This is a genomic window from Curtobacterium sp. MCSS17_011 (assembly GCF_003224275.1).
Classification (GTDB): domain Bacteria; phylum Actinomycetota; class Actinomycetes; order Actinomycetales; family Microbacteriaceae; genus Curtobacterium.
In genome coordinates this window covers 144,836-164,188 of the sequence record NZ_QKLE01000004.1, presented here as the reverse complement: position 1 = coordinate 164,188, position 19,353 = coordinate 144,836, and the positions used below count along the sequence as shown (strand labels likewise).

Here is a 19,353-nt window from a genome sequence, read left to right as displayed (position 1 = left end):
TCTTACCCGCGAAGAGGACCCTGGTCGGCGACACGCAACCGAGCAGCGCGGGGAGGGACCATGGCGACGACGACGCTGACCCAGGCGCCGACGCAGGCGCAGCCACAGCACCGCACGACCACCCCGGCGCACTCCGAGGCCGGGTCGCCGCAGGCTCCGCCGCCCCCGCTGACACACCGCGCACCCGCGCTCGACGGACTCCGGACCCTCGCCATCCTGGTCGTCGTCCTGTACCACCTGCACGTGCCGCAGTTCGAGGGCGGCTTCATCGGCGTGACGGTGTTCTTCGTGCTGTCCGGCTTCCTCATCACGACGCTGCTGCTCGGCGAACGGCGTCGCACCGGGCGGGTGCGCCTCGGCTCGTTCTGGGTGAAGCGGCTGCTCCGCCTCTACCCGGCGCTGCTCGCGTTCGTCGTCGTCGGACTCCTGCTCTGGAACTGGGTCGGTGACTACAAGGGCGCCTCGCTGTCATCCGGCGAAGCGGCGTTCATCGCGCTGACCTACACGGGCAACCTGTTCCGCGCGTTCTGGGACACCTCGCAGGGCGTCTTCGCGCACACGTGGAGCCTGTCGATGGAGGAGCAGTTCTACCTGGTCTGGCCGCCGGTCCTGGTCCTGCTCGCCGCACACCGGGTCCGCCGTCGTTGGCTCCTGACGGGCCTCGCGATCCTGGTCGTCGTGGCGTCGGCGGCGTCGTGGGCGAGCTACCGCAGCCCGAGCGGCGGTGCCACGCCCGACGTCTACTTCTCGCCCGTGCTCGGGGTCGTGCCGCTCGCGATCGGCTGCGCACTGGCACTGCTGCTCGACGACGAACGGGTGCGCGTGCGGGCCGCCGGGGTCCTCGGGCACGTGGCGACCTGGCTCGGTCTCGCGCTGCTGGTCGGGGCGCTGCTCTGGATCGACGACGACTGGACGCAGCACGCGTCGACGTTCGGCATCGTGCTGCCGCTGACCGGGTTGATCGCGGCGGTGGCGATCGGCGGGCTGGTCTCGGTCCGCTCCCCGGTGTCGGCCGCCCTGGCCTGGACGCCGGTGTCGTGGTTCGGCCGACGGGTGTCGTACTCGGCGTACCTCTGGCACCCACTGGTGATCGCGCTGCTCGGCACTTTCGCGATCGGCCCGTGGGGCACGGTCGGCCTGGTCGGCGCGGTGGTGATCGTGTCGATCGGTGCCGCGTTCGCCGTCGAGGTGCCCGTCGAGCGGTTCCGCGCACGGGTCCGAGCGGGTCGCGCCAGGGCCGAGCGCGGCACGCACGTCCGCGACGCGACCGGCTGACGTGACCGGCTGACGCAGCGGGAGCGGGACCTGGCCCGGGGCCACGGACGGACGGGAGGCGCGGTGCCGACTGGCACCGCGCCTCCCGTCCGTCCGCTCTCGCGTTCTCGGTCCCCGAACGCGTCGGCGACGCTTCAGCGACGCGTCGTGCCGTCCTGGTCGAGGTCGATCTCCTCGTGGGAGACGTCCTCGGAGACCTGCTGCTGCTCGGTCACGGTCTCCTTGCCGACCCGGACCCGCTCGACCGGGACGGTCTCCTTGTCGACGACGACGCGTTCCTCGTTCAGCGTCACCTCGTGCTGCTCGTCCGACAAGGCCGGGCCGTCGAGCGCCGCACCGGCATTCGCGTCGGTGATCGGCTCCGTCTCGACGCGGAGCTCCTCGTGCTGCACCGGCACCGTGACGTTCTGCTGCTCGGTGACGACGTGCTTGCGGAGTCGGACGCGGCCGGCGGGGACCTGCTCGGTACCGACCTCGAGGCGTTCCTCGGAGCGGGTCATCGCGTCGTCGGTGTCCGGACCCGAGGTGTCGTGTCCGGCCGAGCGGGTCGTGCCCTGCCCGGTCGACGCGGACGAACCCTGCCCGGTCGATCCGGACGTGTCGCGGCCGGCAGCGCCCGCCGTCAGGTCGGGGTCGGTACCGGTCGTCGCATCGGTCGCGTCGGAGGTCCTGCCGGTCTGCTGGTCGGCTTGCTGGCCTGTCTCCCGCCGTGCCTGCTGCCCGGCCTGCTGCCCGGTTTGGTACCCGGCCTGCTGCCCGGTTTGGTACCCGGCCTGCTGCCCGGTTCGGTGCCCGCCGCCGATCCCGTAGTGGTCGAAGACGCGGTCCTGCTCCTCGTCGCTGAGCTCGCCGTCACCTTCCACCCGCGGAGCGTCCTTGATCTGGTCCTTGCCGTAGGCCACGCGGAGTTCGTCCCCACTGAGGTCGGCGCCCTCGAGCGGCACGAAGGACTCGGACCGCCCGAAGAGCCCGGTGCTGACGCTCGCGAAGAGCGGGTGTCCGTCCTGCTGGTCGACGTAGACCTGCTTGACGGTGCCGACCTTGGCACCGTCCGGATCGGTGACCTGGGCGCCGAAGACGCTGTTCAGGTTCGTGGAGTCGATCATGGTGTGTTCCCTTCCGTGCTGACGTGCTGACGTGCCGTCCTGCGGTCGTGTCGGCCGGCACTCAGCGGCCGAGGCCGACGCGGTCGACCCGGCGGTGGTAGCGCATGCCGAGGACCCCGCCGAGGACGGCCCCCACCAGGCTGATGACGGCGACGACGACCGCCGTAACGATGCCCGTCACGGTGAGGGTGCCCTCGTCGATCGGGATCCGCGGGAAGCTGTTGAGGTTGCCGAGGACGTTGAACTGCGACCCCGCGACGGCGGTGACCACCGCCACGACGACGGCGATGACGACCGCCCAGATCCACACGGCGATGCCCTGCTTCGCACCGGCGAACCGGGCCATCCGTCCGGCGACGTACCCGCCGCACAGGTAGGCGACGAAGAGGATCACGGCCAGGGCGATCGCGCCGACGATCCCGACCACGTCACCGTTCCGGGTCACGTCCTTCGCCGCGTCGTCGACGTCGCCGCCGTTCTGGCCGAGCCCGACCCCGGCGCCCACCGCGCTGAGGATCGCCGTCAGGATGAGGGCGGTGCCCGTCGCGGTGAGCCAACCGAAGAAGGCCGATCCCCACTTGAAGCCGGAGAACTCCTCCTTCTCGCGCTCGAGCACGGTCTCGCGCTGGGTCGCGCCGCGTTCCGCCGGGACGGCTCGGGTCGCGCCGCCGTCGTCGTGCGCCGGTCCGGTCCCCGCGTCCCGCCGTGCGGCATCGACGTCGGGTCGGGTGCGGTCGTCGGGTGTGCTCATGGTCAACCTCCGAGGTGCTGGTCGTCCCCTCGGCGGAAGGCAACTCCGGCGCACGTGTGAGGCCGGACAGACGCCGCACCGGACTGCGCTCTCGGTACATCCGGCCCGGCGGCACCGTCGCTCCGTAGGCTCGGCCCGTGAACGCGGAACGAACGGACGTCCTGGTCGTCGGAGGTGGGCCCGTCGGCCTGTTCCTGGCGACGCTCCTCGCCACGCGGGGTGTCGACGTCCGTGTGTGGGAACGACGGGCCGAACCCCCGACCGGTTCGCGGGCCATCGGCATCCACCCGCCGTCCCTCGACGCGTTCGCCGCGATCGGGGTCGACGCCGCGGTGCTCGCCGAGGCCTCGCTGGTGCACGCCGGAGTGGCCCGGAGCCGCGGGCGGACCCTCGGCACCCTGCGCTTCGAGCGAGCCTCGCCGACCCATCCGTACGTGGCCACCCTCGACCAGCACCGCACCGAGTCCCTGCTCCGTGCACGGCTCGGCACCAGCGCACCGGACGCCCTGCAGACCGGGACCACCCTGACCGCGCTGTCCCGGCACACCGACCACGTCGACGCCACCGGGACCGGACCGGACGGCGACACGGTGACGATCCGCGCGGGCTTCGTCGTCGGTGCCGACGGTGCCCGGAGTGTCGTCCGCGACCTGCTCGGCATCGGCACGACCGGACGCGAGTACCCGGACCGCTACGTGATGGGCGACTTCGCCGATCCAGAGGAGCCGTCGGCCCGGTCCGCCGCACTGGTCGACGTCGGCCCGGACGGCGTCGTCGAGTCCTTCCCGCTGCCGGGCGCACGGCGCCGGTACGTCGCCCTGGTGCCGGACGACGACGCCTTCGCGGCGGCGGAACGCGGCGCGACGGCCGCTCCGGACCCCGTGGTCGTCACACGCCTGGCCAGGCTCGTCGCGGACCGCACCGGCGTCGTCCCCGACCCCGTGAGCTGCTCGATGACCAGCGGCTTCCGGGTACGCCGTCGCACCGCCGACCGCGTGGGCGTCGGCCGGGTCGTGCTCATCGGGGACGCCGCCCACGAGATCAGCCCGATCGGCGGGCAGGGCATGAACCTCGGTTGGCTCGACGCCGCCGAGCTGGCGCCGCTGCTCGCGGGTGCGGTCCGCACCGGAGTCGCCGGTCCTTGGCCGAGATACGCCGCCCGCCGTCAAGCAGCCGCCCGTCGTGCGGCCCGGCAGGCCGAGGTGAACATGGCCCTCGGCCGTCCGCTCGGCTCCGTCACGGCGACCGGCCGGGAGGCGCTGCTCCGGACCGCCCTGGCACTGCCGACCGCGCACGGCCTGGCCCGGCTCTACGCGATGCGCTGGGCCTGACGGCTCGCGTCCGGCCCACAGGCGCGCAGCGTGTTCCGCGTCGTCAGGCGACGAGTCGCGCGCCCGCGAAGCCGAGCTCGACGACGAGCACGAGGGACGACGCGATGACCAGCCGGAACAGGATGCGTGATGCCCGTCCCGCGAGCACCAACCGGACGCCGACGACCGCGAGCCCGGCCACCACGACGGCACCGAGGACCGCGAGCACGACCCCGAGGCCCCGCACCGGGTCGTCGCCGAGCACCTGTCCGCCGAGCACCAGGGCGGCCGCGACGACGAGCGACGCGAACGCGACGATCCCCGCGCCACGGAGCCCGAGCCGGTGCGGGAACCCCCGGACACCGGTGGCGGCGTCGTCGACCAGGTCGGGGAGCACGTTCGTGCAGTGGATGGCGATCCCGAAGACGGCACCCGTGGCGATCGCCCACCACGCCGGCCACTGCCCTTCGTGCCCGGCGGCGACGGACACGACGGGCAGCAGCCCGAACGCGACGACGAACGGCGCCACCGACCACACCGAACGCTTCAGCCCGGCGTCGTAGGCCCACCCCGCTGCGACGAGCACCAGGTGCGCGACCGCGGCGACGGGACCCAGGAACAGCGAGAGCACCACGGCGGCCCCGGCCGTGGCGTACGCGGCCGTGCGGACCGTGCCGACGGCGATGAGCCCGCGGGCCACCGGCTTGTCGCTCCGCCCGACGGCCCGGTCGCGGTCCGCGTCGATCCAGTCGTTCGCCAGGCCGATCGACAGCTGCCCGGCGACGACCGTCAGCGCCACCAGGGCCACGAGCCACACCGGGTGTCCGACGGCTGCGGCGATCACCGCGGCGAGGACGGTCACGGTGACGGTGGGCCCGGGATGCGACGACGCGAAGAGCAGTCGGGCGGTCGAAGGGGCGCTGCTGGCGGTCACCCGGTCAGCGTACGGACCGCCCCTGCGCGGTCGAGGGACGGATCACGGAACCGCCGTCACCGCGACGCCGAAACGGTCGACGAGTTCGCGCTTGAGCACCTTGCCGCTCGGACCGAGCGGCAGCGCGTCGAGGACGTGCACCACCCGGGGGTACTTGTACGCGGCGATCTCGGCGGCGACGAAGTCGACCAGGACCTGCGGCTCGACGGACGCGCCCGCGTGCAGGACCACCGCGGCCTCGATCTCCTGTCCGTGCACCGCGTGCGGCACGCCGAACACCGCGGCCATCGCGACGTCGGGGTGGGTGGCGAGGACCTCCTCCACCTGCCGCGGGTACACGTTGTAGCCGTTGCGGATGATCATGTCCTTGGTGCGGTCGACGATCGTCAGGTACCCGTCGTCGTCCTTCGTGCCGAGGTCACCGGTGCGGAACCACCCGTCGACGATGGCCTCTGCGGTGTCGTCGGGCCGGTCGAGGTACCCGTTCATCAGGTTGTGACCGCGGATCACCAGTTCGCCGATCTCGCCGTGCGGCAGCATGACGATCGCGTCACGGACCTCGGGGTCGGCGATCTCGACGTCGATGCCCCAGACCGGGGTGCCGATCGTGCCGGGCCGCGGGGGCCGTCCGACGTGGTTGAAGGTGGCGACCGGCGAGGTCTCGGTCAGCCCGTACCCCTCGTGGATCGGCGCGTCGAAGACCTGCTGGAACCGCTCGAGCACCGCGAGCGGCAGCGAGGCACCGCCGGAGATCGCGTACCGGAGTGTCGGACGGGCCTCGGAGCGGGTCGCGGCGTCGAGCAGCGCCATGTACATCGTCGGGACGCCCATGAAGATGCCGCAGCCGTGCTCGACCATCGCGGCGAGCGCCGAGTCGCCGTCGAACCTCGGCAGCATGACGAGCGTCGCGCCGGTCCGGAACCCGGTGTTCATCGTGCAGGTCTGCCCGAACGTGTGGAACAGCGGCAGGGCGCCGAGCAGGACGTCCCCGCGGTGCATGTCGAACGTGGTCATCAGGTTCGTGTTGACCTGCTCGAGCAGCGAGAAGTGCGAACCCTCGGCGCCCTTGGGCTGGCCGGTGGTGCCGCTCGTGTACAGGATCGTCGCGGTGTCGAACGGGTGCCGTGGCACGTAGGTGTCGAGTGGTTCGCTCTGCGCGGCCAGGGCCTCGAGCCGGTCGGGGCCGACCGCGGACCCGTCGTCGGTCGTCGCCGGCGCGAGCACGGTCACGACGTCGACACCGGCGAGCTCGGCTCCGGCGGCGCCCTCACCGAGCAGCGGGGCAGCACAGACGAGCAGGGTCGCTCCGCTGTCGCGCAGGACGTACTCGATCTCGCGGCGCTTCAGCAGCGCGTGCACGGGCACGGCCACCGCGCCGAGGGCCAGTGTGGCGTAGTAGACGCGGGGGAAGTCCGCGACGTTCGGCACGAGCATCGCCACCTTCGCCCCCTCGGTCACGCCCCGCGCGCGGAGCGCCCCGGCGTAGGCCAGGGTCTGCGCCCACAGCTCGGCGTAGGTCGTGCGGACGTCGCCCACGATGACGGCGACGTCGTCCGGGTAGCGCGCCGCCGACTCGGCGAGGATGGCCGCGACCGACGCGGTCGCGCGGGTGGTGTGGGTGTCGTGCATGCCCGTCTCCGTCTTCGTCGACGACCTCGTCGTCGTCACAGCCGATCCTACGACCGACCCCGGAGCCGCGTCCGGCGACGACGTGTCGGTCTCACCCGGCAGCCGACGCCGACGCCGTCCGAGTCGCACCTACGGACCGACTCGCACGCTCCCTCGGCGACCTCCGCGACCTCGTCGACGAGATCACTACCAAAGGAGCCTCCGTCGAGTTCCTGAAGGAGCAACAGGCCGACAGTCGCGACACCGACGACGCGATCGGTCGTCTCATGCTCAACCTTCTCCGCGCATTCGCCGAGTTCGAACGCATCTCGATCCGCGAACGCCAACGCCAACGCATCCGGATCGCCAAGGCCGCCGGCAAGTACAAGGGCCGCACCCGCAGGCCCAACAACGACCAGGTCACTGAAGCACACCGCCTCATCGGTACTGGCGTCCCCAAGGTCATCGTCGCCCGGAACCTCGGCATCGACCGCACCACGTTGCAGCGGATGCTCGGTCGCCCCGCACCGCGCTCCCCCACCGGCGACGAGCACACCGTGAAGCACCGAGAACCATGTAGCGTTTAGCGCCCCTTCACCGGGCATTTTCGCGGGACAGGCGTACGGCAATACCCCAGATCAGGCAGCAGGAGGCACCGGGACCTGGCAAGGGCAACAGCTGTCGTGTAGCGGTGGACGACCGGCTATCGGGACGGGGTAGTTGTTGTGAGCTTCCTTGCTCGGGGGGCTGCTCTCTGTCAGCGTTGGCTCATGGACGACGAGGTGACCACGCTGCGTCGAGTGCCAGGTTTCCGCTCGTACTGGTCTGCTGCGACCGTGTCTTCGTTCGGATCAGCGGTGAGCGCGGTCGCCGTTCCGGTTCTCGTGGTCACGGTGCTTCACGCCAGTCCTTTCGAGGTGGGCCTGGTGAACGCCGCTCAGTTCCTCCCGTACGCACTGTTCGGTCTGATCGTCGGAGCGTACGTCGATCGCTTTCGCCGGAAGCCGCTGCTGATCTGGGCGAGCGTCGGTCGCGGCGTGTGCCTCGGCACGATCCCGGTCCTGTGGTTGACCGGGCTCTTGAGTCTCTGGGTGACGGCGGCGGCGCTGTTCGTGTTCGGCATCTTGTCCGTCGTGGGCTTCGCCGCCACGCAGTCCCTCCTGCCTCGGATCGTGCCGCGCCCTCTCCTCCTGGCGGCGAATGCTCGCGTGGATCAAAGTGACGCGGCAGCACAAACAGTCGGCCCGGCCCTCGGAGGCGTCCTGGTCAGCATCGTCACAGCGCCGGTCGCGATCGCCCTCGACGCGGTGAGCTACTTCGTCGACGCTGTCCTCATCGCCCGGGTCCGCGTCATCGAGCAGAAGCCAGCACGCCAGGCCGGCGCCCGGCTGCGAAGCGACATCGTTGACGGATTGCGGTGGACGTACGGTCATCCAACGCTGGCGCCACTAGCGCTGTCCACGCACCTCTGGTTCCTCGCCAACGCCGCCGCACTGACAGTGTTCGCAACCCTCGCGCTCCGCACGCTCGCGCTCCCCGCGGCCGTGTACGGAGCCATCCTCGCCGTCAGCGGCATCGCAATGCTCATCGGCGCAACCGCTGCTCCCCGCCTCGGAACACGCTTCGGTGCCGGCCGCACGATCATCGCCGCACGGGCTGCCTACCCGATCGCATGGGCGGCCATCACGCTCGCGACCGTTGGCATTGGTGTTGCAGCGCCAACGGCGACTGTCGTGGTCCTGTTCGTCGCGTTCGCTGTGCACGGCGCTGCTGCGGGGTGCGAGAACGCGAACGAGATGAGCCTCCGCCAGACCGTCACACCTGACGTGCTTCTGGGTCGGATGAACGGCACGATGCGCAGCGCGAACCGAACGCTCGCAGCTGCGGGAGCAGTGGGTGGTGGCGCTCTCATGACCGTTGCTGGAGATGGCGTTGCGCTGCTCGCGGTGACCCTAGTCTTCACCGGCGCCGTCCTGGTCGCTACGTGCTCTCCACTGCGGACACACGCCGTCCGGTAGCGGATCGGCTACCGGGCGGCCGCAGTCTGGTTACATCGATGCGCGCGCTCGAGATCTCCTCGGGCCGCACCCGCCGTCGCTACAGGAGAGGTGCTCTGCATGTTCAAGATGAAGGGAAACCTGGTTCCGCCGACCATCATCGGGTTGTTCGCGGTTGCTATCGGTGTCGTCACGCTACTTTCACCTAATCGCGCAGATATCAGCGTTGCCGTCTGGGGTGTCCTCGCAGGATTGTTTGGTCTCTATGTGCTGTGTGGCGTCGTAGTTTCGTGGCGCGCGCGACGATGACGTTTCGAAGCGCAGTAGACCACGACGCCCCTCCAGGCGCCCGGGAGTGTCCGGTGGCCGATCGTTGATTGGGACGCCTCGTCATCCAAGGCCGAGGCAGAACGCCATCACGGCTTGCTGCACCGGGAGGAGTCCGGCTTTGAAGTCGTGCCCGACGAATGCGGGGTGTTCAACCGCGTCGGCACTCACCTCACGGCCGCGGACGAACGGTGGGCACGGGTTGAAGCGAGCTCCTGCTGGCGCGAGGTCGAGGAGCGCCGCCGTGATCCGGTACGGCTCGAGGGCCTCAGCGTGCGCACCGGGACCGTCTGTGAGGATCACGTCCGCTGACCGCACAGCTGTCTCCAGGTCGTCAGTCCACGCAGCTCCCGGGGTTGCGAGTTCGGCCGGGCAGCTTTGGATCAGGTCGAGTTGCAGGACGCGAGCAGCTTCCTGCCATGCCCTGGCGATGTTGCCGTCGGCACCCACGAAGAGGAAGCGAAGCGACGAGATGTCCCCCTGCTGCCGTAAGGAGTAGAGGTCGGACAGCACCTCGCACGGGTGATTCTCGTCGGTCATGGCGTTCACCACCGGCATCGCGTGAGTCGCGGCCAACGCTTCGACCACGGCGAGGTCATGGTGGCGCACCACAAGGAGGTCGATCCAGTTGTCGAGGTACTGAGCGACATCTGGCAGCGCCTCTGTCTTGTCGAGCGTCGTGTTCGGAAACACGATCGGTTCAAGCCCCATCAGCGAAGCTCCCCGCTCGAAAGTGACCCTCGTGCGCAGACTCGTCGGCGGGAAGAACATCACCGCGGAGCCCTTCGCCATTGGTCCCCGGCCCTCTCGGTACGCGTCAGCCAGGTCGAAGACCGCACCGACGTCAGATGAAGACCAGTCATCGAGCTTGACGAGAGAACGCATCCCACCACCGTAGAGACTGCCCGGAGCAGGATCCTCAATCGAGTCTCGCTGCTCCTTCCGGCACGGTGCATGATGGGGCCGTGAGTGAAGAACCTGAGGAGAAGCCATCGTGGTCTCGTGGCACCACGATTCTCGTCGGGTCCTTGCTCGTTCTGTCTCAAGTACTCACGATCACGTCTCGCGTTCTCAACGGCGATAGCTTCCTCAGCCCGTGGGTCATTACCAGCGCCGCTCTCGCCGTCATCGGCGCCATCTTCGCCGGGATCGCATTGACCAGGACGAAGCGATCGCGTTGATCGCTGGTGCCGCTCGCTGACGTCCGGTAGCCGATCGGCTTGCGGGACAGCTCGAAGCAAGTGCGTCCCAGATTTGAGTAGCGTGGCCTGGGAACGGAAACGGAGCGCCGAATGTCTGGACAGCAGGTCGCGATGGTCATCACAGGGTGCTTCGTGATCGTCGCCTGTGGGGGCATAATAGCGACCTCACGCGGACTTTCACGCGCCATCTACGAGGCGTCCTGGGGCAGGCTCGGAGTACCGTTCCGGCCGCGACTTGCGCGCACTGGCATCATCGGTGCTGGCGCGATCGGAGTCTTGATCGGCGCGACCGTCATCGTTCTGGCACTCACAGTCGCCGCCTCCTGACAGGCGACCGTTTGACCATCGGCTATCGAGATGCCGAAGCGCTCCTTGCCATCTCTAGGATCGCGACATGGAGTATTACCGGATCAGTCAAGACACCCTGGCGCAACTGTCGCTTCACGACGCGATGGTCCGGTCATCAGTGGCCCGGAGGCGGCACTGGGCTCCGCTGGATGTACGAGCGGCGTTTCCTGGAGTGCCGGAGCACGAACTCGAGACGGCGCAACAGCAACTTGACGAGCTGGAGTCAGACGCGGCTCGGTGGGCTTGGTCGCTGCGCGAAGCGGGAGGCTTGACCGAGACCGAGGTACGCGACGCGCATCGTGGCCTCTATCCCGAGTTCTCGGACGTCGCGATCGGAGACCTGATCGGGCTCGCCATGGACATGCAACGCTGATCGCTACTCCTATCGGCGTCATCAAGCCGCGCCCGGTAGCGGATCGGCGATCGGGACACCATTCGCCAACCGAAGCTCGACGGGTAGTGTCGCGCCCATGACCGAGCTGACGCGACGAACTGCCCTCGAGCGACTCATCGGTAAGCCCCGCCCATGGGTTGTCTGGGCGTGGGCCGCTCTGGCCACCGTCTGGATCATTTTCGCCATCATCGATCCGTCCGGCTTCCACACCTTCATGGCAATCAGCTGGTCGGTCCTCGCTGCTATCCAACTCGGCGCGGCCTACTACGCCCGCCGGCAAGAACGGCGTCGCGTGCAGGCGGCTGAGGTGCACACGATCACCCACTGAGCTTCGCCTGACTGTGCCCGGCGAGGGATCGTCTACCGGACTGCATCCCACCCTGCGGGCAGCTGAGGGGCGACCCAGTTCGGTTGCGGCGTCCACTGGGTCCAATCCGCATCAAACGGGAACGAGCCGGCGTGCACAGCAGCGGTGGCTTTCTCGCCTGTGTGTTCGATCATCGAGCGGTCTGCTTCGGAGACCAGGCCCTTGTCTGCGTAGAAGGCGAGTTCGTCTTCGTCCTTGTACCGAACCGACCAGCGACCCTCGGCGTCTCGCCGTGCGACGACGTCGAGAGTCCAGTCCTGACTGTCGAAGCCCATCGAGGTTCGGACCCATGGCAGCTCGAGGTTGATGTACCAGTCCGGGAGCCACTGCGTCCCGTCGTGCCAGCGCCACACCGACCACGCTGTCCTCTTCGGGTGTACGCGAACCACGGGTGCTCCGAACCAGGCGTCCTCGACGTAGGAACCATCCCAGTCGGCGGGGAGGACGAGCCTTGCGTTCGGCCCGCTCCCGACGCCAGCGCGACGCCGGACCGCGGCGCCGAGCGGGCTTGCGACCACGGCGACGTCATCGTCGTCGATGAGCACTCGACCTGCGACCGCGAACGAAACTGCCCGGCCGCGGGATCCGAAGCTGTGCAGGCTCCGGAGAACTACGGACGCACCAGCACGGAACGGTTCGCTCCGCACGTCTTTTGCAACATCGTCGTGCATCCTGTGATGCTCGCACAGCAACACTGGCGCCTCACCCGTCCCGGTGGACGATCGGCTGTCGGACGGTCTAGCGATCGTGGTCGAATGGAGGATGGACCCCGTTGCGTCAGCTATCCGCTTCGTCCGGCAGCGCTCAGGCGCAGGTCGTTCCCTGCCCGATGCCAGCCGCGTGAGCCTGCACTTCCACCCGTACTCCCTGTTCGACGGTAGTTCCACCCTCTCGGCCATCCTCAGCGATCGGCGGTACCACTCACAGTTCCTCACCGGGACGAGCAATGGTGGGCTGACGGCGCATCGCGGCGGAGACAGATGGACTTGGGAAAGCCGCATCTTCGGAGGCGCTTACGACGACCACGAACCAGACCACCGACCCGTGTACGGCGCACTCGACGACTCAGCCGAGGCCGGGTCTTACGGGCCGGCACCTCGATTCGGATCGGCTCACTTCCGGCTCCGACCCAACCTCCTCTCTAGAACGACGTTCGCGTTCCCTGACAGCACGTTCGAACCAACGACGTTCGGGGTGAGCGACCGCATGCAGCTGCTCGGTCTCGCTCGAAACGCTCCGACCCCCGACCCTCTGGACCACTACGTGGAGGCCCACGTTCACGGAGGAGTGGCCGTACCCGACGACGTAGAAGCACTCGTCCTAGATCCGTCATTCCACGATGACGCCGTTCACGACCTCGCGGTCCGTTCCGGCCTGACGGTTGAGTGGCATCAGGGGTACCGGGTTCCGGTGGCGGTGATCGAGGCGCACCCCGGGTACCGAGGGACCGACGTCGTCGCCGTCGCCCGCCAGCTAGCGGACAAGCGCACGGGGCACCTCACGCCCGCGTCGTTGATGGACCGGCCGATTGGCGCTCGAATGCAGAACGTGAAGAAGGTCTGGCACTACATCGCCCGCTACGGACGCCAGTCGCCTCGCTGAGCCATCAGCTGCCGGACACCGCCGGGAACCGTCATCGTTGGTCCCATCGGGCCAGAGCGGTCAGGGCCGACGGAAGAGGCTGATTCCGGCGACGATTGCCCACACCTGTAGCGGGAACACTGTGATGCGTTCGGCGATCCCGATCCCAACGGGGCCGGTGGGGTCGGCGATGGCGATCGCCGTCAGCGCGAAGCCGAGGAGGCCCGTGATTCCGAGTGCGAAAGCCGAGCGGCGGACAACCGGTCGGTTCCGGGTCGAGCCGGAGCGCCCGGCAACGATGAGAGCGATGTTCCCGACGATGAAGATCGGGAGTGCTCCGATGGAGTGTCCGGTGATGCTGACGTCTTCGGGGATCAGGCCGACGATGATCCAGGACAACCCGGAGAGGACGACCATGACCTGCCAGGCCAGCTTCCGGCCGGTCTGCGCCCAAGCGGTGGATACGAGGATGGTCCCGAGCGCCAGGAGGATGCCTTGCGCGATGAACGCGGCGTTCATGCCGGCGTGGAGGGGTGAGCAGACGTCGTTGCCGAGGATTGGTGCGCAGTGCACTGCACCGAGGTCGCTGATGTAGTTGGTCCACCAGCTGTAGCGGGGCTGCTCCCATGCGCTCTGCACGACGAGGTGCATGACGAGGAACTGCACGGTCCCGAGAATGAGCAGGGCTGCGCCGAATCGGGTCCTGCCTGTGGCGCGGCGGGACTCAGGTGCGAGGGACGTCGTAGTGGGGGTGGTCATTCGGCGGGGTCCTTCGGGGAGATGAGTGTTGTCGCGACGGCGCCGGCGAGGAAGATCGCGCCGACCCAGCCGAACGCGGTCGTGTAGCTGTGGACGACGCTCGCGGCCTGGGTTGCGGCCTGGGCTGCGGGGTGGGCGGTGAGGTAGGTGGCTGCTGCGGTCGCGGCGACGGTGTTCAGGACGGCGACGCCGACGGAGCCGCCTACCTGCTGCGCCGCGTTGACGGTTGCAGCGGCCGCTCCCGCGTCGGCATCGGCGAGGCGGGCGGTGGCGGCACCGGTCGCGGTAGCGATGACGAGCCCGATGCCTGCGCCGATGAGGATCAAGCTCGGCAGCAGGTGAACCGCGTAGGCGCTGTGCAGCCCGATGCGGATCAAGAGCAGCGCGCCGACGCCGGCCACCGTCAAGCCGATCGGGACGACGAAGCGGGCTCCGATTCGTCGGGTGAGCGCAGGTCCGATGAATACGGCGGCGACGACGAGCGCCGCCGGGACGGGAAGGAACGCCAGACCGGTACTGACCTGGGAGTACCCCAGCGTGCTCTGGAGGTAGTAGGGCAGGAAGAGGAACGTCGTGAACAGCCCCGCCGAGGACAGCACGAGCGCGACCAGCGCACTCCCACGCCCGCGCTCGAGGATCACCCGCATCGGCAGCAGCGGTGTGCTGACACGGGTCTCCACAACGACGAACACCGCGAGCAGTGCCGCTGCGACGACGAGTAGCGCCAGGGTGAGCGGATGCGCCCAGCCCGCGCTCTCCGCGTTCGACGTCCCGAGGACGAGCGCGAACAGGCCGAGCGTGATCGTCGCCGCTCCGCCGAGGTCGAGTCGCTGCGCGGTGGTCCGCGATGTGTTCCGCACGAGGAGCGCGGCCCCGATGAGCGCTGGGATCGCGATTGCGGTGTTGATGAACATCGTCCATCGCCAGGACAGCACCTCGGTGAGGACCCCGCCGAGCAGCAGGCCCACGGTGGTCCCGACCATCGACACCGAACCGAAGACACCGAAGGCCCTGCCTCGTTCGGCGGGGTCGGTGAACGTCGTCGACACCAGTGCCAGCGCGGCCGGGGCCAGCAGTGCTGCGAACACGCCCTGACCGATCCGGGCTGCGACGAGCATCTCGACGGTCGGTGCTGCGCCGCCGACAGCGGATGCGATGCCGAAGCCGGCGAGACCGATCAGGAGTGCCCGTTTCCGGCCCCACCGGTCGGCGAGGCGTCCGCTGAGCAGGAGCAGGCTACCGAACGCGAGTGCGTACCCGGTAACGATCCACTGCCGTGCACTGTCCGCAAAGCCGAGGTCGGCCTGCGCGGACGGGAGCGCGATCGTGACCACGGTGGTGTCCAGTGCGATCATCAGTTGTGCGAGCGCGAGAGCGGCGAGCAGCCACCACCGCCTCGATGAGACATCGGTCGTCACGGGTGTTTCCTCCTTGTTCAGGGCGCGACGATCACCGGTGACCAGTCATCACCGGCGTCGTGCGGGTCGGTCAGGGGCGGCGCGCAGTCCAGATCGTGCGCGTCCCACGGACTCGAACCTCGTCGAGGAGCTCGTGTGCGCCGTTCAGGTCGGCGGTGAGACGGCGCAGCGCGGCGATGTCCTCGCTGGACAGGCGGGGCAGTGCGTGCTGTGCAAGGCGGCGGAGTTCGAGTGCTGCGTACGCGCCTCCCGGCCCGCCCGCGGGGAGTGTCTGGTCGCTCTCGACGGTCTGCGCGGTGACAGCCTCGAAGCCGGCAGCGGTGATGGCGGCGGACCAGTCCGGTGCAGGCCCGTCGGCGCCGGCGGCAGCGCGCAGCACTGACTCGAGCGATGTGTACGCCGCCGGGAGGACCGTGGGAGGCGCGTCCATCTCGCTGACGAAGAGCGCGCCTCCCGGCCGGAGCACGTGGAACGCCGTGTTGAGCGCGGCGGCCCAATCGGGTACCTCGTGCAGCGCGTTCGAGGACCAGACGAGATCCACACCGCGTACGTCGAGTACCCCACTCGTGACGTCAGCGCGAACGGTCTCGACCCGATCGGTGATCTGCCGTTCGTCGGCGCCACGGCGCACCGCGTGGAGCATGTCCTCGTCGACGTCGACGGCCGTCACCTGTGCGTCCGGGAACGCCTCGACGAGTGCAAGTGTCCCTGTTCCGGTGCCACTGCCGACGTCCACGATGAGGCGGGCGCCAGGAGCGAGTGCCCTTGCCACGGCAATCGACTGCCCTAGAACGTGCGCGTGCACGACAGCATCGAGTTCCAACAGGCGAGGCAGGAGCGTCGGGTCCGCGTGATCGTGCGCGTGCTGAGGCATGCTCCTACCGTAAGAGCACTATGCCCCTACGGCATACGCTCTTGCTCATGGAGCAAGAACCAGATGTGGATCGCCTCGTTCGACTGCGGATCCGCGCGCTGCGACGAGCGCGCGGATGGACGCTCGACACGCTCGCCGAGCGCAGCTTCCTCAGTGCGTCCAACCTGAGTCGGATCGAGACAGGCTCTCGCCGGATCGCGCTGGACCAGCTGGTCCCGATCGCCCGCGCTCTGGACACCGGCCTCGATCAGCTCATCGAACCGGTTGACGACGCCGATGTCGTCATCCGGCCGCATCAGGACGAGCGGCGCGGACTGACGATGTGGACGCTCGCGAGCAACCGCACCCCGGGCGGCCTCACGGTCGCGAAGATGCGCATCACGACACCGGCACCGCCCGAAGCCGAAGCGGGTGTGCACCCCGGACGGGACTGGTTCACGGTCCTCTCCGGTACGGCTGAGTTGCGACTGGGTGACCGCCTCATTCGCGTCGAGGCCGGGAGTGCAGCGGAGTTCTCGACCATGATCCCGCACGCCATCGGAGCAGCCGATGGCCAGCCCGTCGAGGTCCTCACCATCCTCACCACAGCTGGCGAGCACGCGCACATCGCGCCCTGATCGCCGAACGGTGCGCCGACCCTGTCGGGGCACCGCTGGCAACCAGCGACTCATCGGAAGACGACGGTGGTCCTGCGGCTGATCGGCTACCGGGCGTGCTGCTCGCTGCCCGTTCGCATCACTTCAAGAGCGCCTTCGACGCGGAGCTTCAAGGCCTGGTATGGCCGCTCCCCGGGTCCTGCTGTGTTCCGCTCGCCCTGCACCTGGCGCGGGTTGAGAAGCTTCTCCCCCGGTGCGAACTGGTCGTTCGTCAAGTCGAGTTCAATCCCGCCGGATGTGACGTTCCAGTAGTGAACGCCGGTCACCACGTCCTCGTATTCCACGTCAGCAACCATCAGGTCACCACCAAGAAGCCCTTGAACGACGAGGGCCGTCGTACCGCACTGACCGCGCGAAGGAAGCTCCGGCCGCAGGGCCATGTACTCGTCCGAAGCGAGGAACGTGTCCGGGCCCCAAGAGGAACGAACTGCGGTCTCAATATCGCTCAGGTGCAACGTCGCCATAGCGAGAACCCTCCCATAGGAGTCCGACATCCAGATCGACCGCGACCTCGCCTAAGTGGATAGATGAATCGAGCCCGCCTCGACCGGTCCGAAAGCCGATCGGCTACTGGAACACGCTGCGCCTGCGTCCCGTCGTCCAGTCGCTGTGTGCGGGGGCTGTGGCTAGAGCATCCGGTGGGGCGAGCGATTCGGGTCCGCGCACCCCACCGGATCAGAAGGCTTGAGCCCCTGACAACACCGGCTGGGTAAGCCGGTGATGTCAGGGTTCACGATACGGAGGACCACCTCGCTGGCGGAAGGGAATCACGACCGATTGCGCGAAGCCGCACGACCGCAGTGCTCCTCACGGCCGCCCTGCCATCCAATCCCTGTGCAGGGCGAGGCTGCGCAAGCCCTGGCCACGGCTACCCGTGCTCTGCCAGAAGACGACCTCGCCCCGGCCATCAGCGCTGATCGGTGCCCTGCACGAAATCACCTTCTCGCGCAACCCCTGTCGCTCGTCGGCGATGTGGTGGACGATGGGCACCAGCGGACCTTCCGCCGAAGCAGCGACCCGACTGGAGATGCTGCATGAACTGGCAAGAAGTCCTCAACAGCGGCAGAGCCGAGGCCGAAGCCCACCGCCAGCAAGCTGTCCTGGAACGAGCCAGCGCCGCTGGCTACACCCGGAAGGCGAAGACGGCAGCCGACACGGACAGCGGTCTGCTGTGGCTCATGCGCGCCATGCAGCAGCGCTCCGCAGCAGTCAGCAGCGACGCAGCATCGGAGATCAGCGACCGAATCGCCGACCACGCCGACCGCGTACTCCACCCCACCCCATAACTCCACCTCCTCCCCAGCAGTTGCCTGGTCGCCTGCGCGAAGATGAGGGTGTGCGCTGGAGAACCGGATACGAACCCGACGGTGACAACGATCCCGAAGAGGTCATCGTCGAAGCGTCCACATCGGCAGATGCGCTCCATCGGCTCCGTGAAGTCGTTGGCACCGACACCGACGTCATCTACGTCATCCCGGGGCCAGCCGACGCAGAAGCGCCCGATGTCGAGCCAGCACACATCGATACCGTCGCGCGAGCGCGGAAGCAGTGGAAAACCACCGGCGCGACCCAACGAGACTCCGACGGTGGCGACTTCCTCCGCGAGGACAGCCCCGAAGCAATCCGAGAACGACCGTGAGCTGACGTCCAGTCGAACGGGCACGTGCTTCGGTATGGGTATCGGTCCTCGTTGTCCTCCCAATTCGGACAAGTAGGTTTGCCGTCAGCGAGCCGCATCCGATCGCGTTTCCCTGGACGTGCAGGATGGCACAGGGCATCGACGCTCCGACCCTGGAACGTCCCCCTGCGTCCCCGTCGTAGCGCGATCGCTCGAATCGGCGACACCTAGCGCCCGTTCACGGATCGGCAATCGGGCGCTCGAGAGCAGTACGTTGATCGCATGGATGTGGTCAGCGCGAAGGTGCTTGGAACGGCGCTTTCGTCTTCGGACTGATTTTCATCGTGACGTCGGCTGTGCGCCTGTCTCGCGCGGACCTCGATGTCGTCCTCTTGATCCTGAACACCGCACTCGGCATCATCTTGCTCTACGCCGGCGTGAGACTGTGGCGCTTTGCTCTTCGCGGAGCGAAGCGCGACCGGTAGGGGATCCCCTACCGGTCAACGTTCCGGCGGGGTTAGCCTGCGATGGTGACAGCGGGTGCAACACGTTCAGCGCCGGCGGAGCAGCGGTTGCACGTGCGAGCTGCGCTCGTGGTGGCGGCGGTGTTGGCCTGGGTGCCTCCGGCCGCAGTCGTCACAGTTCGTCTGAGCTGGGAGACGGTTCCTTCCCGTGTGCCGGTGCACTGGTCTGGAGCGGGACCTGACGAGTGGGCCTCTGTAGGGTCTGCTTTCTGGTCGTGCCTCTTGCCCGGCTTCGTCGGAGCAGCGGTGTGCAGCCTGTTGGTAGTGCCCTTGACGTCAGATGTGTCGCGTCTAAGCGCGGCAC

At 68.6% G+C, this 19,353-nt stretch carries 22 protein-coding genes; 11 read left to right on the top strand and 11 right to left on the bottom strand.

What is annotated here, in order from left to right:
- Nucleotides 1-60 precede the first annotated feature (60 nt).
- Nucleotides 61-1,275 carry an acyltransferase gene (locus tag DEJ17_RS04625; RefSeq protein WP_110892276.1) on the top strand — a complete coding sequence of 405 codons (1,215 nt, stop codon included), beginning with the start codon at nt 61-63 and terminating at the stop codon, nt 1,273-1,275.
- 134 nt (nt 1,276-1,409) lie between these two features.
- On the opposite strand, the gene DEJ17_RS04620 is transcribed toward DEJ17_RS04625, so the two are convergent.
- Together DEJ17_RS04620 and DEJ17_RS04615 are read right to left on the bottom strand one after the other, a co-directional pair.
- A complete protein-coding gene (locus DEJ17_RS04620) occupies nt 1,410-2,381 on the bottom strand; it encodes a DUF2382 domain-containing protein (protein ID WP_110892275.1) in 972 nt (323 codons plus the stop codon).
- A gap of 61 nt (nt 2,382-2,442) precedes the next feature.
- Nucleotides 2,443-3,132 (bottom strand): hypothetical protein, encoded by a 690-nt coding sequence (locus DEJ17_RS04615; RefSeq protein WP_258366659.1) that lies wholly within the window; start codon nt 3,130-3,132, stop codon nt 2,443-2,445.
- 137 nt (nt 3,133-3,269) lie between these two features.
- Between DEJ17_RS04615 and DEJ17_RS04610 the strand changes: the two genes are divergently transcribed.
- Nucleotides 3,270-4,463 (top strand): NAD(P)/FAD-dependent oxidoreductase, encoded by a 1,194-nt coding sequence (locus DEJ17_RS04610; RefSeq protein WP_110892274.1) that lies wholly within the window; start codon nt 3,270-3,272, stop codon nt 4,461-4,463.
- Between the two features lie 43 nt (nt 4,464-4,506).
- Here DEJ17_RS04610 and DEJ17_RS04605 read toward each other — a convergent pair whose 3' ends face one another.
- Together DEJ17_RS04605 and DEJ17_RS04600 are read right to left on the bottom strand one after the other, a co-directional pair.
- A complete protein-coding gene (locus DEJ17_RS04605; protein ID WP_110892273.1) occupies nt 4,507-5,376 on the bottom strand; it encodes a UbiA family prenyltransferase in 870 nt (289 codons plus the stop codon).
- Between the two features lie 42 nt (nt 5,377-5,418).
- Entirely contained in the window at nt 5,419-7,005 is a 1,587-nt protein-coding gene (locus DEJ17_RS04600; RefSeq protein ID WP_110892368.1) for a long-chain fatty acid--CoA ligase, read from the bottom strand.
- 44 nt (nt 7,006-7,049) lie between these two features.
- Here DEJ17_RS04600 and DEJ17_RS04595 point away from each other — a divergent pair, with 44 nt between their 5' ends.
- From DEJ17_RS04595 to DEJ17_RS17515, 3 genes are all read left to right on the top strand, one after another.
- On the top strand, nt 7,050-7,571 hold the full coding sequence (locus tag DEJ17_RS04595; RefSeq protein WP_110892272.1) for a recombinase family protein: 522 nt from the start codon (nt 7,050-7,052) through the stop codon (nt 7,569-7,571).
- A gap of 183 nt (nt 7,572-7,754) precedes the next feature.
- A complete protein-coding gene (locus DEJ17_RS04590) occupies nt 7,755-9,002 on the top strand; it encodes an MFS transporter (RefSeq protein WP_110892271.1) in 1,248 nt (415 codons plus the stop codon).
- Nucleotides 9,003-9,101: 99 nt separating this feature from the next.
- Nucleotides 9,102-9,290, top strand: coding sequence for a hypothetical protein (locus DEJ17_RS17515; RefSeq protein WP_146239625.1), 189 nt, complete (start codon nt 9,102-9,104; stop codon nt 9,288-9,290).
- An 81-nt stretch (nt 9,291-9,371) separates the two neighbouring features.
- Here DEJ17_RS17515 and DEJ17_RS04585 read toward each other — a convergent pair whose 3' ends face one another.
- Together DEJ17_RS04585 and DEJ17_RS17510 are read right to left on the bottom strand one after the other, a co-directional pair.
- Complete coding sequence (locus tag DEJ17_RS04585; protein WP_110892270.1) at nt 9,372-10,193, bottom strand: ornithine carbamoyltransferase; 822 nt, start codon at nt 10,191-10,193, stop codon at nt 9,372-9,374.
- Between the two features lie 157 nt (nt 10,194-10,350).
- Nucleotides 10,351-10,629 carry a hypothetical protein gene (locus tag DEJ17_RS17510; RefSeq protein ID WP_146239624.1) on the bottom strand — a complete coding sequence of 93 codons (279 nt, stop codon included), beginning with the start codon at nt 10,627-10,629 and terminating at the stop codon, nt 10,351-10,353.
- A 275-nt stretch (nt 10,630-10,904) separates the two neighbouring features.
- On the opposite strand from DEJ17_RS17510, the gene DEJ17_RS04575 reads away from it, so the two are divergent.
- Together DEJ17_RS04575 and DEJ17_RS04570 are read left to right on the top strand one after the other, a co-directional pair.
- Nucleotides 10,905-11,231, top strand: coding sequence for a hypothetical protein (locus tag DEJ17_RS04575; protein WP_110892268.1), 327 nt, complete (start codon nt 10,905-10,907; stop codon nt 11,229-11,231).
- Nucleotides 11,232-11,328: 97 nt separating this feature from the next.
- Nucleotides 11,329-11,580 (top strand): hypothetical protein, encoded by a 252-nt coding sequence (locus tag DEJ17_RS04570; RefSeq protein ID WP_110892267.1) that lies wholly within the window; start codon nt 11,329-11,331, stop codon nt 11,578-11,580.
- A 32-nt stretch (nt 11,581-11,612) separates the two neighbouring features.
- Here DEJ17_RS04570 and DEJ17_RS04565 read toward each other — a convergent pair whose 3' ends face one another.
- The gene (locus DEJ17_RS04565; protein WP_146239623.1) at nt 11,613-12,290 is read right to left on the bottom strand and encodes a DUF402 domain-containing protein; all 678 of its coding nucleotides are present in this window, start codon (nt 12,288-12,290) and stop codon (nt 11,613-11,615) included.
- 169 nt (nt 12,291-12,459) lie between these two features.
- On the opposite strand from DEJ17_RS04565, the gene DEJ17_RS04560 reads away from it, so the two are divergent.
- Complete coding sequence (locus DEJ17_RS04560) at nt 12,460-13,221, top strand: DUF3626 domain-containing protein (protein WP_258366658.1); 762 nt, start codon at nt 12,460-12,462, stop codon at nt 13,219-13,221.
- 60 nt (nt 13,222-13,281) lie between these two features.
- On the opposite strand, the gene DEJ17_RS04555 is transcribed toward DEJ17_RS04560, so the two are convergent.
- The 3 genes from DEJ17_RS04555 to DEJ17_RS04545 all read right to left on the bottom strand — a co-directional run bounded on the left by DEJ17_RS04555 (nt 13,282) and on the right by DEJ17_RS04545 (nt 16,149).
- Nucleotides 13,282-13,959, bottom strand: coding sequence for a DUF998 domain-containing protein (locus DEJ17_RS04555; RefSeq protein WP_110892265.1), 678 nt, complete (start codon nt 13,957-13,959; stop codon nt 13,282-13,284).
- Nucleotides 13,956-15,377, bottom strand: a complete 1,422-nt coding sequence (locus tag DEJ17_RS04550) for an MFS transporter (RefSeq protein WP_220033608.1) — start codon at nt 15,375-15,377, stop codon at nt 13,956-13,958. Before DEJ17_RS04550 ends, DEJ17_RS04555 begins: the two co-directional genes overlap by 4 nt.
- A gap of 70 nt (nt 15,378-15,447) precedes the next feature.
- Nucleotides 15,448-16,149, bottom strand: coding sequence for a class I SAM-dependent methyltransferase (locus tag DEJ17_RS04545; protein WP_181421041.1), 702 nt, complete (start codon nt 16,147-16,149; stop codon nt 15,448-15,450).
- A 149-nt stretch (nt 16,150-16,298) separates the two neighbouring features.
- Here DEJ17_RS04545 and DEJ17_RS04540 point away from each other — a divergent pair, with 149 nt between their 5' ends.
- Nucleotides 16,299-16,868, top strand: coding sequence for a helix-turn-helix domain-containing protein (locus DEJ17_RS04540; RefSeq protein ID WP_110892365.1), 570 nt, complete (start codon nt 16,299-16,301; stop codon nt 16,866-16,868).
- Nucleotides 16,869-16,954: 86 nt separating this feature from the next.
- On the opposite strand, the gene DEJ17_RS04535 is transcribed toward DEJ17_RS04540, so the two are convergent.
- Entirely contained in the window at nt 16,955-17,371 is a 417-nt protein-coding gene (locus DEJ17_RS04535; RefSeq protein WP_146239622.1) for a hypothetical protein, read from the bottom strand.
- Between the two features lie 570 nt (nt 17,372-17,941).
- Here DEJ17_RS04535 and DEJ17_RS17505 point away from each other — a divergent pair.
- Together DEJ17_RS17505 and DEJ17_RS17500 are read left to right on the top strand one after the other, a co-directional pair.
- A complete protein-coding gene (locus DEJ17_RS17505; protein WP_146239621.1) occupies nt 17,942-18,193 on the top strand; it encodes a hypothetical protein in 252 nt (83 codons plus the stop codon).
- 50 nt (nt 18,194-18,243) lie between these two features.
- Nucleotides 18,244-18,546 carry a hypothetical protein gene (locus DEJ17_RS17500; protein WP_146239620.1) on the top strand — a complete coding sequence of 101 codons (303 nt, stop codon included), beginning with the start codon at nt 18,244-18,246 and terminating at the stop codon, nt 18,544-18,546.
- The last annotated feature ends 807 nt before the right edge of the window (nt 18,547-19,353 follow it).